Source organism: uncultured Pigmentiphaga sp. (genome assembly GCF_937950555.1).
In the GTDB taxonomy this organism is placed as follows: domain Bacteria; phylum Pseudomonadota; class Gammaproteobacteria; order Burkholderiales; family Burkholderiaceae_B; genus Pigmentiphaga.
The window spans coordinates 595,325-609,404 of the sequence record NZ_CALFCW010000030.1; the positions used below are offsets into that span (position 1 = coordinate 595,325).

The following is a 14,080-nucleotide window of genomic DNA, read 5'->3' on the forward strand; positions in this document are numbered from 1 at the left end:
CGCTCTCGCGCGTTGCGGCCCGTCTCATTCGAACTGCAGGATCAGATTCCCATGTTCATCGGTACTGGCGACAAAGCCGGGTTCGAGCCAGACGGTGGTGTCTGGTTGTTCGAAAACGGCAGGCCCCCGGATACGCGAACCGACCGGCAGGTCCAGCCTCGCATAGCGCGGCGCGTCTAGCCAGGTCCCGTCCGCATAAACGCGTTGCGTACCCAGCGCGAGGGCAGCGCCTCCGGGAGGGGGCGCCAGCAAGCGCAAGTCAAACTTGGGCCGCACGCCGATCAGCGCATAGCGCAGGTTCAGCATGCGTACTGGGATGCCGGGCAACAAGCGACCGAACTCGGCTTGGTAGGCGAGCTCGAAGGCCGTCGCGATGGCTTGCGCATCGAGATTCTCCCGCGCGACCGGAACCGAGACCGTGTGCGTCTGCCCCTGGTAGAGCATGTCGAGGAAGATTTCTTCCCGTACCGTTTCGATGGCGACGTTCGCCGATTTCATGTGTGCGTCGCACTTGGCATGCAAGGCATCCGCCAGTTCCCGCAATTGCCCGAAATCGGCTTCGTCCAAGGATTGGTTGATGGTGCGGACGGCATCGTGGCGCAGGTCCGCCATGACACACCCCAGGGCAGACGTGACGCCCGGGTAGCGCGGCACGATTGCGGTCGCGACGCCGGTTTCGCGCATCATGGCGCACACGTGCAAGCCCCCGCCCCCTCCGAAGGGCATGTAAGCGAACTTGCGGGGGTCATGCCCTTTCTCGATGGAGACCAGGCGCAAGGCGCCGGCCATCTTGGCGTTGGCCACGGTCAGGATGGCCTCGGCCGCAGCTAGCACGTCGAGCCCCAAGGGTTCGGCCACGTAAGTCTGGATGGCTTTGTGCGCGAGCGCTACGTCCAGCTTGCCCAGCAGACCGCCTCCCAGCGGGCGCTGTGCTGCAATGCGTCCGAGCAGTACGTTCGCATCCGTGACGGTGGGATACGGGTTGCCGCGTCCATAACAAGCGGGCCCGGGGCGGCTTCCGGCGGACTCCGGCCCGACGCGCAGCATTCCGCTTGCATCGACCGCGGCGATGGATCCGCCTCCGGCACCTATGGTTTCGATCTGGATCATGGGCGTGCGCACGACCATGCCAAAGGCGATGCTGGTTTGGTCCGCCAAGGCCACGCGCCCGTCGGCCACCAGCGAGACATCGAATGAGGTCCCGCCGATGTCTCCGGTAATGACGTTGGGGTAGCCGGCCGCCTGCGCGACGGCGGCGCAGGCGATGACGCCTGCAGCCGGGCCCGAGAGCGCAGTCCTGACGGGGAGCTCGCACGCGGTTTGGCGAGACATCACGCCGCCGTTGCTTTGCACGATCATCAGTTGTCCGCCAAATCCTTGGCTGCGCAGGTCGTTCTCTAGGCGGTTCAGGTAGCCTCCGACCACAGGCTGGAGCGAAGCATTGAGGCTGGCCGTGGAAACCCGTTCGAATTCGCGGATTTCCGGCAGCACCTCAGTGGACGCGGTCACGCAAGCGTTGGGCCAGAGCGCACGGACGCGGCGCGCGGCGGCCGCTTCATTGGCTGGGTTCGCGTAACTGTTGATGAAGAAGATGCAAATCGCCTCGCAGCCCTCCGCCAGCAGGGATTGTGCGCATTGCTCCACCTGCTCGAGGTCGACTTCAGTGTGGATCGTGCCGTCGGCCAGTACGCGTTCGTCGACTTCCCGGCGCAGGTTGCGGGGGACGACTGGCACGTAGTTCCCGCGCAGTCCCCAGGTTTGGGGCCGGTCCCTCCGCCGCATCTCGAGCACATCGCCGAATCCGCGGGTCGTGATGAGGCCGGTGCGGGCGCCCTTGCGTTCGAGCAAGGCGTTGGTGCCGACAGTCGTGCCGTGGATGATCGTCCCGATCGAAGCGGCTGCGCCGTCGGCGCCAGACGCCCGCTGGATGCCGTTCATGAACCCCACGGCTTCTTCGCCCCGCGTGGAGGGAACTTTGACGATGGAAACGGACCGGTCCCCTTCGTCGAGTATGAATAAATCGGTAAACGTGCCGCCCACGTCCACGCCCACGACCCGTTTCCGACTGCTCACTGCTTGACCTCCGTGACATAACCCATCGCGATATCGTGCGCCCGGGCTTCCCTGCTGCGATCATCCGGCGGGCCGTACCCTCCCCCGCCCGGTGTTTCCAGGCGTACGCGGTCGCCCCGCGACAGCGATATGCCGAGCATCTTCGAAACCATGGGCGGCACATGCCACTCGCCGTTCACGCGATAGCTGAAGCGGTTCAGGGCGGCATTGCCGCCGCCGGCGATCCCTTTTGGGGGCGACTTGCCCCGCTCGCCAAAAATAAACGCCTGGGCGCTCTCTTCGAGTAATTCGATTTCGTAGATGGCACCCAAGCCGCCGCGGTAAGTACCGTCGCCCCCCGAGTCCGGACGCAGCGCCCATTGGGTAAAGCGCACCGGATAGGCCGCCTCCAGGATTTCCAGCGGCGGGATCGTTGCTGTCGATATCGGGGCATTGCCATGGCTGAGCCCGTCGCCGCCGGCATGCGCACCGTGTCCGCCGCCGAAGAAACTGAACATGACCCAGCGCTGTCCCTTGCGCTTGTCGTCGGTGCGCAGCCCGGTCAAGGACAGCGCGTTAATCGTGCCATAGGCCTGCGCGACGGACCGCGTCGGGTCGGCAAGCGCCGCGGCGCCGAACACCACGTCGATCATGCGCAGGATGGTTTCGGTATAACCACCCACCGGGCGCGGCCGCTGCGCCGTGATCAGCAAGCCGTCCGGCATCACGAACTCGACGGCGTCGAGGACGCCGGCATTGGCCGGCACGTCGGGGAATAAATGCTTGAGCGCGACGTAACATGCGGCTACGGCCGTGGCCCGTGAAATATTGACGGCGCCAGCGCACTGTCCCGAAGTACGGGAAAAGTCGAGCACCATGCGCTCGCCTTCTATCGTCATGTCCAGGGCGATCCGGAGCGGCTCGTCCCGTATCCCGTCATTGTCGAGGTAGTCCTCGAACGCATAGCGGCCATCCGGCAGCGACGCGATGTGTGCCTGCATGAGTTTGCGTGCGCGGGCGCGCAGCGCCTGCATGGCGGCCAAGATCCGGTCTTCGCCGTAGGCATTCAGCAGCTCGTGCAAGCGGCGCTCGCCCAGTTCCAAGGCTGCCAGCTGCCCGTTCAGGTCACCCCACAGACTGTCCGGCATGCGAGTGTTGGCGCGCAGAATGGCGAGCACATCGGGATTAACGTCTCCTGCCGTCACGATGCGCACGGGCGGGATCTGGACGGCTTCCTGCCAGCATTCGGTCGCGGCGGGGTTGTAGTTGCCTGGGACGTTGCCGCCCACGTCGTGCCAATGCGCAGCCGAGGCGAGGAAGCACAGCAGGCGGCCGCCGCGGAAGAAAGGCTTGACGAGCTTGAAGTCGTTGGCGTGGGTGCCGCCTTCGTATGGATCGTTGAAAAGCCAAACCTCCCCCTCGTGCATGCCGCCGAGCGGCTGGGCCGCGGCCATGGCAGCGCGCACGGCGAAGGCCATGGCGCCCACGAACACCGGCAGGCCCGATTTCCCTTGCACGAGCGTATCTCCCGTCGAGCCATCGTAGAGGCCATGGCAGGCGTCGTGTGCTTCTGCGATGATGGGATTGAAGGCGCTTCGATAGAGCGTGGCATCCATTTCATCGGCGATTTGTTCGAGCCGCCCTTTCAAGACTGCCAGCGTAACTGGGTCTAGCTCGGTTTCTGACATGCGCGCCCTCGTGCTTTCGGTTTCTCTCGAGGAACTGTATTTATGATCTATTGTTCTGTCAATAAGACAATTCGGGCGAAGCCGGGAGCAGGCGCCGCAGCGGCATTGCGGCGGCGCATCGGATGCTTTGGGAAGAGAAGCGCCTGTGGCGTGGGCGCCCTGCCCTACGCCACCGTCCCCCACAGGTCGTAGTCGTCCGAGCGCGCGATGCGCACGGAGATGATGTCGCCGACTTTGTACCGTTTCCATGGCTTGTCGGCGGGTGCGACGTAAACCTTGCCGTCGATGTCCGGCGCATCGGCCATGGAACGCGCCACGCCACCCTCGGGCGTGACTTCGTCGACGAGGCACTTGAGTACTTTGCCGACCTTGCGGGTCAGGCGCTTGCGGGAGATGGCCTGCTGGACCTCCATGAAGCGAGCCTGTCTCTCCTGGCGCACCTCATCCGGAACGGGGTCGGGCAGTTCATTGGCTGCGGCTCCCTCCACCGGCGAATAAGCGAAGCACCCTACCCGGTCGAGCTGCGCTTCGCGCAGGAAATCCAGCATTTCTTCGAACTCGGCTTCGGTTTCCCCGGGAAAACCGGCGATGAAGGTGCTGCGTATGGTGAGGTCCGGGCAGATTTCACGCCAGGCGCGGATGCGATCCAGGTTGCGCTCGGACGAGGCCGGCCGCTTCATCAGCTTCAGGATGCGCGGGTTGGCATGCTGGAACGGCACGTCCAGGTACGGCAGCACGCGTCCGCCGTTTTCATGGACCTCGTTCATCAGCGGTATGACTTCGTCCACGTGCGGATACGGATAGACGTAATGGAGCCGCACCCACACGCCCAGCTTCGCAAGCTCGGCCACGAGTTCGGTCATGCGCGTGCGCACGGGCCGTCCGTTGACGAAACCAGTGCGGTATTTCACGTCGACGCCGTAGGCGCTGGTGTCCTGCGAGATGACGAGGATTTCCTTGACGCCCGCCTTCACCAGGTTTTCCGCCTCGCGCATCACTTCATGGATGGGGCGCGAGACGAGGTCGCCCCGCATGGACGGGATGATGCAGAAGCTGCAGCGGTGGTTGCACCCTTCCGAAATCTTCAGGTAGGCATAGTGCTTGGGCGTGAGCCGGACACCCTGCGGCGGCACGAGGTCGCTGAAAGGGTCGTGCGGTTTGGGCAGGTGCCGATGCACGGCATCCATGACTTCTTGGGTCGCATGCGGCCCGGTCACGGCAAGCACCTTGGGGTGCATTTTCTGCACGACGCTTGCGCCGTCTTCGCCCTTCTTGGCACCCAGGCACCCGGTCACGATGACCTTGCCGTTGGCCTGCAAGGCTTCACCTATCGTATCCAGGCTCTCCTTGACGGCATCGTCGATGAAGCCACAAGTGTTGACGATCACCAGGTCGGCTTCTTCGTACGTACGGGACGTCTCGTAGCCTTCGGCGCGAAGCTGGGTAAGGATTTGTTCCGAGTCGGAAGCGGCCTTCGGGCATCCCAGGCTTGCGAAAGCGATACGCGGGACTTGGGCGTTCATGCCACTGGCCTCCGGACCCGCCTCGGCGTGGCCGGGCGGAAAGAACAGGCCGCCGGAAGACGGCCGGACGACAATGCAGCAGCCGCCCGCGACGGGGCGGCAAACGACGGACAGGATGACATGGAAAGCATCGGACGACCCGCGGCGCAGCGCCTGCGGACGAAATATGGGGAATCCTGGGATTTTACCGGGTTCCGCGAGGGCTGCCGGCGCCGACGCTTATTTGCGTTCGTCTTCCTTGGGCGCGGGAGCGAACGGAAAGGAGGTGAACATCGAGCGAGCCTGGTTCTGCATCTGGTCTTGCATTTGCACGAACAGGTTCTTGCTCTGTTCGATGTAGTTGCTCATCATGCTCTGGATCATGGGTGTCTGGACGTTCATGAACTGCGCCCAGGCTTCCGGACCGAACTGGCCGCCATACAGGCTCTTGGATTGCTCGCCCAGCTTGTTCTGGATTTCCATGAAGGCCTGGATGTTCTTTTCCAGGTACGAACCCATGATGCCCTGCATCGCATGTCCGTAGAAACGGATGATTTGCGCCAACATGTTGGACGTGAACATGGGCACGCCGGCCGTTTCCTCCTCCAGGATGATCTGCAGCAGGATGCTTCGGGTGAGATCTTCGCCGGACTTGGCATCGACCACCTGGAACGCCTCGTTGTCGAGCACGAGCTGCTTGACGTCGGCCAGCGTGATGTAGGTACTGGTCTGCGTATCGTATAACCGGCGATTGGGATACTTTTTTATCAACCTCAACGCGTTGCCGGCTCCGGCTTGCTGCGCCATGCTTGCCCCCAACTTTTATGTTGTGTGAAACGGGCGCGGCCTGCCGGCCGCGCTTGTCGTCAAGTGTAGTTCAACGCAGCGCGAAACGCTGCTGGCGGGATACGGGCTTACCCCATGTGGAGGCCGCCGTTGAGGGAAAAATCCGCCCCCGTCGCAAACCCGGCATCGTCCGAGGCGAGCCAGGCGACGATGGAGGCGATTTCTTCGGGCGTGCCGAGGCGCTTGACCGGAATGGTATCGATGATGGATTGCAGGACGTCGGGCCGGACGGCGCGGACCATGTCGGTGGCGATATAACCCGGCGAGACCGTGTTGACCGTAACGCCCTTGGATGCCACTTCTTGCGCCAATGCCATCGTAAACCCGTGGATGCCGGCCTTGGCCGTGGAATAGTTGGTCTGCCCGAACTGCCCTTTCTGCCCGTTGACCGAGCTGATGTTGATGATGCGGCCCCAGCCGCGCTCGATCATGTCGCCGATGACCTGCTTGGTGACGTTGAACAGGCTGTTGAGATTGGTGTCGATGACCGCCCGCCAGTCCTCCAGCGACATTTTCCGGAACAACCCGTCGCGGGTGATGCCGGCGTTGTTGACCAGGACGTCGATGGGGCCGAGCTCGGCGCGAACTTTGCTGAAGGCAGCGACGGTGGAGTCCCAATCGGCGACGTTGCCCACCGAAGCATGGAAGGTGTATCCCAGCGCCGCCTGCTCATCCAGCCACTGCTGGTAGTTCCGGTTAGGGCCGCAACCGGCGACCACGGTGAACCCCGCCTTTGCCAAGCGCTGGCATATGACGGTGCCGATACCGCCCATGCCTCCCGTCACGTAGGCAATCTTTCCGTTCATCTCGCCTCCTTGATCGCGAGCCCAGTCGCCCGCCGATAGCCATCGATAACCATTCGCCCGGCCCTCATACGGCCCGCACTTTCACATACCTGCCCGGTGCGGCCTCGAGGACCGGATGCCGTTTGCCGCCTAGCGCCTTCTTCGCCTTGACCAGCGGTCCGCTTTGCTCGCGTATCCATGTGGCCCAGTCGTTCCACCAACTGCCGGGGGCCTCCCGTGCCGATTCGATCCATTCCCTAGGATCGCCCGGCAGCAGGCCGTCTTCGCGCACCCAGTAGCTGCGGCGGTTGCGTGATGCCGGGTTGATGACGCCGGCGATGTGCCCCGACGCACCCAATACGAATCGCGAGGCCCCGGGCAGCAGGCGGGTGGAGGCATACGCGGAGGTCCAGGGCACGATGTGGTCCTCGCGCGAACCGAAGATGTAGGCCGGCATGTCGAGACGACCCAGGTCGAGCTTCACGCCGCATGTGCTCAGCTTCCCCGGCGCGCTCAGGTTGTTCTCCAGGTAGGCGTTGCGCAGGTACCAGGCGTAGAACGGCCCGGGCAGGTTCGTGCTGTCGGCGTTCCAGTAGAGAATGTCGAAGGCCGACGGCGCCTGCCCTTTCAGGTAGTTGTTGACGACGTAGTTCCAGACGAGGTCGTTCGGGCGCAGGAATGCGAACGTGGTCGCGAGCTCGCGCGCGGCAAGCACGCCGCCCCGGGCGAACTGCTGCTCGCGCAGCCGCACGTGGGCCTCGTCGATGAACACGTCCAGGACGCCCGTATCCGAAAAATCCAGCAGCGTCGTCAAGAGGGTTAGCGAGGCGACCGGATCCTCCCCGCGCGCCTTTGCGACGGCCAGGGCCGACGCGAGCAAGGTGCCACCCACGCAGAAGCCGAGGGCGTTGACCTGCCCGCGCCCCGCCACCGCCTGTACCGCCCGGATCGCCTCGAGCACGCCTTGCTCGAGGTAGGTGTCCCAGCCAGCAAGCAAGATGCCGTCGTCGTCAGTCGGCAGCGGATTGCGCCACGACATCATGAAGACCTGGAGTCCCTGCTCTAGGGCGAACCGGACGAAGGAGTTGTCGGGCTGGAGGTCCAGGATGTAGAACTTGTTGATGCACGGCGGCACGATGAGGAGCGGCCGGGCGTGCACGCGGTCGCAGGCAGGCTTGTACTGGATGAGCTGGAAGATGGGCGTCTCGTGCACCACCGCTCCTTCGGTGGTCGCAAGATTGCGCCCCACTTCGAAAGAGGCCTCGTCGGTGTGGGAGATGCGGCCCTTGCCCAGGTCTGCCAGCAGATTGGCGAGCCCGTGCTGCAGGCTCTCGCCACCGGATTCGACCAACCGGCGTTGGGCGTCCGGATTCAGCGCCAGGAAATTCGACGGCGCCATGGCTTCCACCCACTGCATGGTGGCAAAGCGTAGGCGGTTGAGCATTGGCACGGGCGCCTCGACGCTGTCAGCCATCCGTTGCAGCGTGCGCGCGGACAGCAGGTAGGCGTGAGCCATGAACAGGTGCGCAGGACTCGCGGACCAGGCATCGCCGCTAAACCGCTGGTCGGCAGGCGGAGCAAGCCTTCCCTGGGCGGCAGCCTGCCAGAGCTCGGTCCATTGGCGCGTGAAATCCTGCTGGATGGCCAGCAGTGCTTCGGATCGCAGGAATTGACCGCCTGGGAGGTGCGGGGCGGCCGTCTGGGCAGATGCAGGAGGCTCGGGAGTGGCCACCCCCAGTGCCTGCTGCCATGTTTCCAGCCATGCCAAGGGGTTCGTAGAATCCTGCCGGGACTGACTCACCTAGAACCACCCTGAAGTTTCGATTACGCTAGTAGTGATAGTGCATAGCGCGCCGGTGCCTGTCAAATCGCACACGTGGCTGATTACCCGTAGTGTGAGCGCGGCGTCTCTCTGCACGCATTTTCGCCCCGGTCCGCTCATGCACTTTTCCGCGCTCATCGCCATCGGCTGGCTTTACGTGACCATACTGATGTCGCTGTCCCAACCCACCGTGCTGGCTGGGCTGTCGACGCTACTGTTTTATGGGTTGCTGCCGCTCGCCATCGTGCTCTATATCGTGACGACGCCCGCACGCCGGCGCAGGCGGCGCGAGCGTGAATCGGGACGCGAGGAGCCGGCGGCAAGCCGGCAAGGCCCTGCTTCCTGAAAAGCGCCGGCTAGTCCGTGAGCCAGGCCAGGGTGGCAAAGCGCCCCGTCGTGCCTTCTTTGCGGTACGAATAGAAGCGATCGTTGTGCGCGACGGTGCACACGCCGCTGTGAACTACCGTCTCCACGCCCGCCGCGCGGAGACGCCGCTCTGCCAGCGCAGGCAGGTCGGCCAGCCATTTGGGCTTGCCTGCGTCATCGAAGGTGCCGGTCGGCACGAAAGCATCCTGCGCCGAGGCGTCGCGGGCCGAGAAGGCGGCCCTGACTTCATCGCCAACCTCGAACGCGCGCGGTCCGATGCCCGGACCTATCCACGCACGCACCTGGCTGCCGCGCACTCCCCCCATCGCCGCGACCGCGTTCTCGAGCACCCCGGCGGCCAAGCCGCGCCAGCCGGCATGCGCAACCGCCAATACGCCGGCTTCTCCGGCTACGATCACCACCGGCAGGCAGTCGGCCGTCATGATCGCCAGGACTTTGCCGGGCGTGCGGGTCACGGCAGCGTCGGCGGGCCCGGGGTAGCGTTCCCGGTCCGCATCGACCACCCGCACGCCGTGGACCTGCTCCAGCCATAACGGCGCGGAAGGCAGCAGTGTCTGCAACCGGGCGCGGTTCTCCGCCACGGCCTCGGGCGCGTCACCCACGTGCGCGCCCAGGTTGAGCCAAGCGTACGGCGCCCGACTCACGCCGCCGTGGCGGGTGGTCGAGAAAATCCGCACGCGAGGCCACTCCGGGCCTTCATGCAAGGGCAAGCTTGGGCTGTCGCGGTTCATGGCAGCTCATCGTCCTCTTCGGGACACGCCTCTGGCTCCTCCCACTCGATGCCGTCGGAAACCTTCAGCATGTCCTCTGGCAAAGGGGCATGAAAAACCTGGGGCCCGGCTCCGGCAGGATCGTCGAATTGGAGCCGGGCGGCGTGGAGCATTTGACGTGTCGCATGCTCGATTGCCTTGCCGCCGTAGAGGGTGTCGGCAAGGAGCGGATGCCCCAGGCTGGACAGGTGGACCCGTATTTGATGCGTGCGCCCGGTCTCGAGCCGACACTCCACTTCGGTCACGGGCATGCCGCTGTGCGCCCGGCCGCGGCGCATTGGTTCGAAATGGGTGATCGCGGGCTTGGCCGCGATGGGCCGCTCCACGCTCATGCGCACCGGCACCCGCGGGTCGCGTCCGATGGGCCGGTCGATGGTGCCGCCTCGACGCAAATGGCCCGACACCAGGGCGACGTAGCGCCTCCCCACCGTCCGCGCTTGCAATTGGCGCACCAGAGCAGTCTGGGCGGTGATGGTGCGGGCCACCACCATGAGCCCGGAGGTATCTTTGTCCAGCCGGTGCACGATGCCGGCGCGAGGCACCTGGGCGAGTTCCGGATATCGGTAAAGCAAGCCGTTGAGCAACGTGCCGTGCCAGTTGCCGGCGCCCGGATGAACCACCAGCCCCACCGGCTTGTCAATCACGATCCAGTCGTCGCTTTCCGCCGCCACCGGGAAGTCGATGGGCTCGGGCACGAAGGCAAGCGATTCGGGAGCGGGTTCTTCCCAGACGGTCAGCTGGTCGCCCGGCCCCACGACCTGCCGGACGGTCGCCGACTTGCCGTTGACCAGCACGTTCCCCCGCTCTATCCAGCCTTGGAGCCGGCTGCGGGAGTGTTGCGGCAAGAGCTGGGCGAGGACCTTGTCCAGGCGGTCGGCGCGGACGCCCGCCCCCAGATCGAGAATCTGTGGTTCCGCTTCCTGGGACTCGATATCGGAGGACGGCAGAGGAAAGGACATGTTGTTTTGAGAAGCGGGCCCCCAAGCCCGAATATAATCATGGACGGTCTATTGGTGAGGGACACCACCATGCAGTTGAATACCCTGGCAATGCAAGCGGCTTCCGGCAGCGGGCACCGGCTCCCGGTCTGGTGGCGCGGGCTTGCGCTGCGTTTGGGCTACGCCTTGGCGTGCCTGCTGGCCGCCATCGCGCTGACTGGCTGCGCCACCAACGGCAAAGAACCCGATCACACTATCGGTTGGTCTGCCGAGCGATTGTACAAGGAGGCCAAGGAAGAGATGGACACCGGCAACTGGACGCAGGCCGCCAAGTTGCTGGAAAAGCTGGAAGCTCGCTACCCCTTCGGCGTTTATGCCCAGCAGGCCCAGATCGACATTGCCTACGTTTATTGGAAAGACGGCTCCAATGCGCAGGCCCTGGCTGCGATCGACCGCTTCGAGCGCTTGCATCCCAACCATCCTAACTTGGACTACATGCTCTACCTGAAGGGGTTGATCAACTTCTATCAGGAAAGCGCGCTGCTGGCGAGCCTGACGAAGCAAGATCCGAGCGAACGGGACCCCAAGGGCGCGCGCGAGTCGTTCGATGCCTTCAAGGCACTGGTGACCCGTTTCCCGAACAGCAAGTACGCTCCCGACGCCCGCTTGCGCCTGAACTACCTCGTGAACTCCATCGCCATGAACGAGGTCCACGTGGCCCGCATGTACCTGGAGCGTGGCGCTTACGTAGCGGCCGTGAACCGGGCCCAAACGGCCGTGCGTGATTTCCAAGGCACGCCCGCCGTCGAGGAGGCGCTCTACATCATGGTGCTTGCCTACGACAAAATGGGCATGACCGACCTGCGCGACGATGCGGCGCGCGTATTGAACCTGAACTTCCCGAATAGCAAATTCGTCGCCCAGGGCTTTACGCAAGAGAAAGGTCCCTGGTGGAAGATCTGGTAGCCGGAAGCCGGTGCCGGCCCGCCTGGGCGGGCCGGGCACATTCCCGGTAGCGCGGCGGGAGCACCGCCCGTTCCTTTCTACTCAGGCGGCGCCCGCCCGCTGGGCGTAAAAGGCCTCGACGTCTTCCACGCTGCGGGTGCGGGTAAATGGAGGCAGCCCGCGCCACAACAGTTTCCCGTAGGGTTTCTCGACCAGCCGCCGGTCGGCGACCATCAACACGCCCCAATCCTTCTCCGTCCGGATGAGCCGCCCTGCTCCTTGCTTGAGGGCGATCGCGGCTTCGGGCAATTGATATTCGAAGAACGGGTTCCCGCCCCGCTTCTTGCAGGCGCGGATGCGCGCGTCGAGGACCGGATCGTCGGGCGGCGCGAAGGGCAGCTTGTCGATCGCGACGAGCGTCAGCGCGTCGCCGGGCACGTCTATGCCTTCCCAGAAGCTCGCGCTCCCCACCAGCACGGCGTGCTGGCTGGTGCGAAAGCGTTCGAGTAGTTCCCGGCGCGAACGCTCTCCCTGCTTGAACAGCGGCCATTCCCAGCCGCGCTCGCGAAACGCCTCCTGTAGCAGCTCGGCGACCCGGTCCACGGCACGCAGCGTCGTGCAGAGCACGAGCGCCGAGCCGCGGCTGGCCGCAAGCACCGGTAGTAGCGCCTCGACGAAGCCTTCGGTGAAACGGGGGTCTTGCGGGGAAGGAACGCCATGCGGCACGAACAGGCGGCCATTGGTTGCGTAGTCGAAGGGAGACTCCCAGCGGCCCGTCTCGGCCCCATACAAGCCCAGCTGGCGCGTGAAGTGAGAGAAATCCTCCCGCACCGACAGTGTCGCCGACGTCAATATCCAGGCCTGGCCGGCCGGCCGATATTGCGAAAACGCCTGGGCCACGGACAGCGGCGCCGTGTGCAGGCGCACGTGGCCGTTGCCGGTTTCCACCCACCGGACCCAGCCGTCGTCGAATTCGGCCGGGACCTCGGGCGCACCGCCCTCTTCGGCCTGGGCCCCGCCCGGCGCGGCGGCAGCGCCTTCGCACGCCTCCGTCCAGCGTGCCAGCCGGGCGATGAGGTCGGGCCCGCGCTTGGCGACCAACTCCAAATCGGGATGCCGCTCCCCGGCCGCAGCGAGGATGCGCCCCAGCGCGTGAACCGCTTCGATCACTTTGCGCACTGCCGCACCGAACTCCTCCAGGTTGGGCAGCTGGTCGAAGGTGCTGCGCTGGCCCGGCATTTTGTCCACCGCCGCGCACGACAGGCACAGCTCGCGGGTAGCCTGTTCGACGGCCTGGCCCAAGACCGGCCAATCCGCGCTTTCACGAGCATGGGAGAGCCCGGTCACGATGGCGTCGCGGGCGAACTCGAGCAGCTGGTGGGACGATACCGACTCACCCAGAAACCGCGTCGCCGCCGCCGGCAGCTGGTGCGCTTCGTCGAATACCACCGTGTCGGCCGCTGGCAGCAGGTCGGTAATGCCTTCGTCCTTCAGGGCCAGGTCGGCGAGGAAAAGCGCATGGTTGACGACCACCACGTCGGCTTCCACGGCGCGCTTGCGGGCCTGCATCACGAAGCATTCGCGATAGCTCGGGCAATCCGAGCCGAGGCAGTTGTCGCGGGTGGATGTGACGCGGTGCCAGATGTCCGCGTTCTCCGGGACTTCCGCCAACTCCGCTTTGTCGCCGCTGCGGGTCACTTTGGCAAAGCGCTCGATCTTGCGCAGCTGCGCGACTTCGGCGCGGGACGCCAACCGGCCGTCGCCTACCGTGCGCTCGAGGTGATAGTGGCAGACATAGTTCGAACGCCCTTTGAGCAGTGCCGTCGTCACCGGCAAGCCCAAGGCGTCGCGTACGGCCGGTAGGTCACGGGCAAAAAGTTGGTCCTGCAGCGTCTTGGTGCCCGTGGATATCAGCGCCTTGCCGCCGTGCATGAGCACCGGCACCAAATAGGCAAAGGTTTTTCCGGTGCCCGTGCCTGCTTCGGCCACCAGCGTGCCGCGGTCGCGTATGGCCCGCGAAATGGCCTCGGCCAATTCGATCTGTTGGGTACGTGCGCGGTAGCCGGGAATCTTGCGCGCCAAGGGACCGCCATCGGCGAACACTTCCCGCACGTCGGCCTCGATGTCGAGAATCTGGGCGGTCATGCGGGGATGTCCGGAACGAGCTGCATCTGGAGCGCCACGATGAGATCCTTGATCTGGAGCTTGCGCTTTTTCATGCGGCGCAGGCGGAGCTCGTCTACCACCGGGCCGGCGGCCAGGCGCTCGATGGCCGCATCCAAATCGCGGTGCTCGAGCTGCAAAGCAATGATGCGCTCTTTGAGCGCCTGAATATTGTCGTCCAT

12 protein-coding genes are annotated in these 14,080 nt (G+C 64.8%); 2 read left to right on the forward strand and 10 right to left on the reverse strand.

All coding sequences use genetic code 11. The features are described from left to right. Positions 1-24: 24 nt before the first annotated feature. The 6 genes from Q0319_RS09330 to phaC form a co-directional block, all read right to left on the reverse strand. On the reverse strand, positions 25-2,073 hold the full coding sequence (locus tag Q0319_RS09330) for a hydantoinase/oxoprolinase family protein (protein ID WP_299451935.1): 2,049 nt from the start codon (positions 2,071-2,073) through the stop codon (positions 25-27). Continuing rightward, positions 2,070-3,740: a hydantoinase B/oxoprolinase family protein gene (locus Q0319_RS09335; RefSeq protein WP_299451937.1), complete on the reverse strand. Its 1,671-nt coding sequence runs from the start codon at positions 3,738-3,740 to the stop codon at positions 2,070-2,072. The genes Q0319_RS09330 and Q0319_RS09335 overlap by 4 nt, the downstream gene beginning before the upstream one ends. 164 nt (positions 3,741-3,904) lie before the next feature. Then, positions 3,905-5,263 (reverse strand): 30S ribosomal protein S12 methylthiotransferase RimO, encoded by a 1,359-nt coding sequence (gene rimO, locus Q0319_RS09340; RefSeq protein WP_299451939.1) that lies wholly within the window; start codon positions 5,261-5,263, stop codon positions 3,905-3,907. 219 nt (positions 5,264-5,482) lie between these two features. After that, on the reverse strand, positions 5,483-6,049 hold the full coding sequence (gene phaR, locus Q0319_RS09345) for a polyhydroxyalkanoate synthesis repressor PhaR (protein WP_299451941.1): 567 nt from the start codon (positions 6,047-6,049) through the stop codon (positions 5,483-5,485). A gap of 107 nt (positions 6,050-6,156) precedes the next feature. Further along, entirely contained in the window at positions 6,157-6,894 is a 738-nt protein-coding gene (gene phbB / locus Q0319_RS09350) for an acetoacetyl-CoA reductase (protein ID WP_299451943.1), read from the reverse strand. 64 nt (positions 6,895-6,958) lie between these two features. Further along, positions 6,959-8,539, reverse strand: coding sequence for a class I poly(R)-hydroxyalkanoic acid synthase (phaC, locus tag Q0319_RS09355; protein ID WP_296469096.1), 1,581 nt, complete (start codon positions 8,537-8,539; stop codon positions 6,959-6,961). 274 nt (positions 8,540-8,813) lie between these two features. Between phaC and Q0319_RS09360 the strand changes: the two genes are divergently transcribed. Then, positions 8,814-9,041: a hypothetical protein gene (locus Q0319_RS09360; protein WP_296469085.1), complete on the forward strand. Its 228-nt coding sequence runs from the start codon at positions 8,814-8,816 to the stop codon at positions 9,039-9,041. 10 nt (positions 9,042-9,051) lie between these two features. On the opposite strand, the gene pgeF is transcribed toward Q0319_RS09360, so the two are convergent. After that, positions 9,052-9,813 carry a peptidoglycan editing factor PgeF gene (pgeF, locus tag Q0319_RS09365; RefSeq protein WP_296469087.1) on the reverse strand — a complete coding sequence of 254 codons (762 nt, stop codon included), beginning with the start codon at positions 9,811-9,813 and terminating at the stop codon, positions 9,052-9,054. Next, positions 9,810-10,811: an RluA family pseudouridine synthase gene (locus tag Q0319_RS09370; protein ID WP_296469090.1), complete on the reverse strand. Its 1,002-nt coding sequence runs from the start codon at positions 10,809-10,811 to the stop codon at positions 9,810-9,812. The genes pgeF and Q0319_RS09370 overlap by 4 nt, the downstream gene beginning before the upstream one ends. 90 nt (positions 10,812-10,901) lie before the next feature. Between Q0319_RS09370 and Q0319_RS09375 the strand changes: the two genes are divergently transcribed. Further along, positions 10,902-11,756 (forward strand): outer membrane protein assembly factor BamD, encoded by an 855-nt coding sequence (locus Q0319_RS09375; RefSeq protein WP_296469099.1) that lies wholly within the window; start codon positions 10,902-10,904, stop codon positions 11,754-11,756. 81 nt (positions 11,757-11,837) lie between these two features. Here the strand turns inward: Q0319_RS09375 and Q0319_RS09380 are convergent, their stop codons facing one another. Continuing rightward, a complete protein-coding gene (locus Q0319_RS09380; protein WP_299452127.1) occupies positions 11,838-13,868 on the reverse strand; it encodes an ATP-dependent DNA helicase in 2,031 nt (676 codons plus the stop codon). A gap of 8 nt (positions 13,869-13,876) precedes the next feature. Next, positions 13,877-14,080 (reverse strand): YdcH family protein, encoded by a 204-nt coding sequence (locus tag Q0319_RS09385; protein ID WP_296469092.1) that lies wholly within the window; start codon positions 14,078-14,080, stop codon positions 13,877-13,879.

Excerpts from the sequence above, each read along its gene's own strand:
- Q0319_RS09335 (WP_299451937.1), bottom strand. The coding sequence starts at position 3,740 with ATGTCAGAAACCGAGCTAGACCCAGTTACGCTGGCAGTCTTGAAAGGG.
- rimO (WP_299451939.1), bottom strand. The coding sequence starts at position 5,263 with ATGAACGCCCAAGTCCCGCGTATCGCTTTCGCAAGCCTGGGATGCCCG.
- phaR (WP_299451941.1), bottom strand. The coding sequence starts at position 6,049 with ATGGCGCAGCAAGCCGGAGCCGGCAACGCGTTGAGGTTGATAAAAAAG.
- phbB (WP_299451943.1), bottom strand. The coding sequence starts at position 6,894 with ATGAACGGAAAGATTGCCTACGTGACGGGAGGCATGGGCGGTATCGGC.
- Q0319_RS09360 (WP_296469085.1), top strand. The coding sequence starts at position 8,814 with ATGCACTTTTCCGCGCTCATCGCCATCGGCTGGCTTTACGTGACCATA.
- pgeF (WP_296469087.1), bottom strand. The coding sequence starts at position 9,813 with ATGAACCGCGACAGCCCAAGCTTGCCCTTGCATGAAGGCCCGGAGTGG.
- Q0319_RS09370 (WP_296469090.1), bottom strand. The coding sequence starts at position 10,811 with ATGTCCTTTCCTCTGCCGTCCTCCGATATCGAGTCCCAGGAAGCGGAA.
- Q0319_RS09375 (WP_296469099.1), top strand. The coding sequence starts at position 10,902 with ATGCAAGCGGCTTCCGGCAGCGGGCACCGGCTCCCGGTCTGGTGGCGC.
- Q0319_RS09385 (WP_296469092.1), bottom strand. The coding sequence starts at position 14,080 with ATGGACGACAATATTCAGGCGCTCAAAGAGCGCATCATTGCTTTGCAG.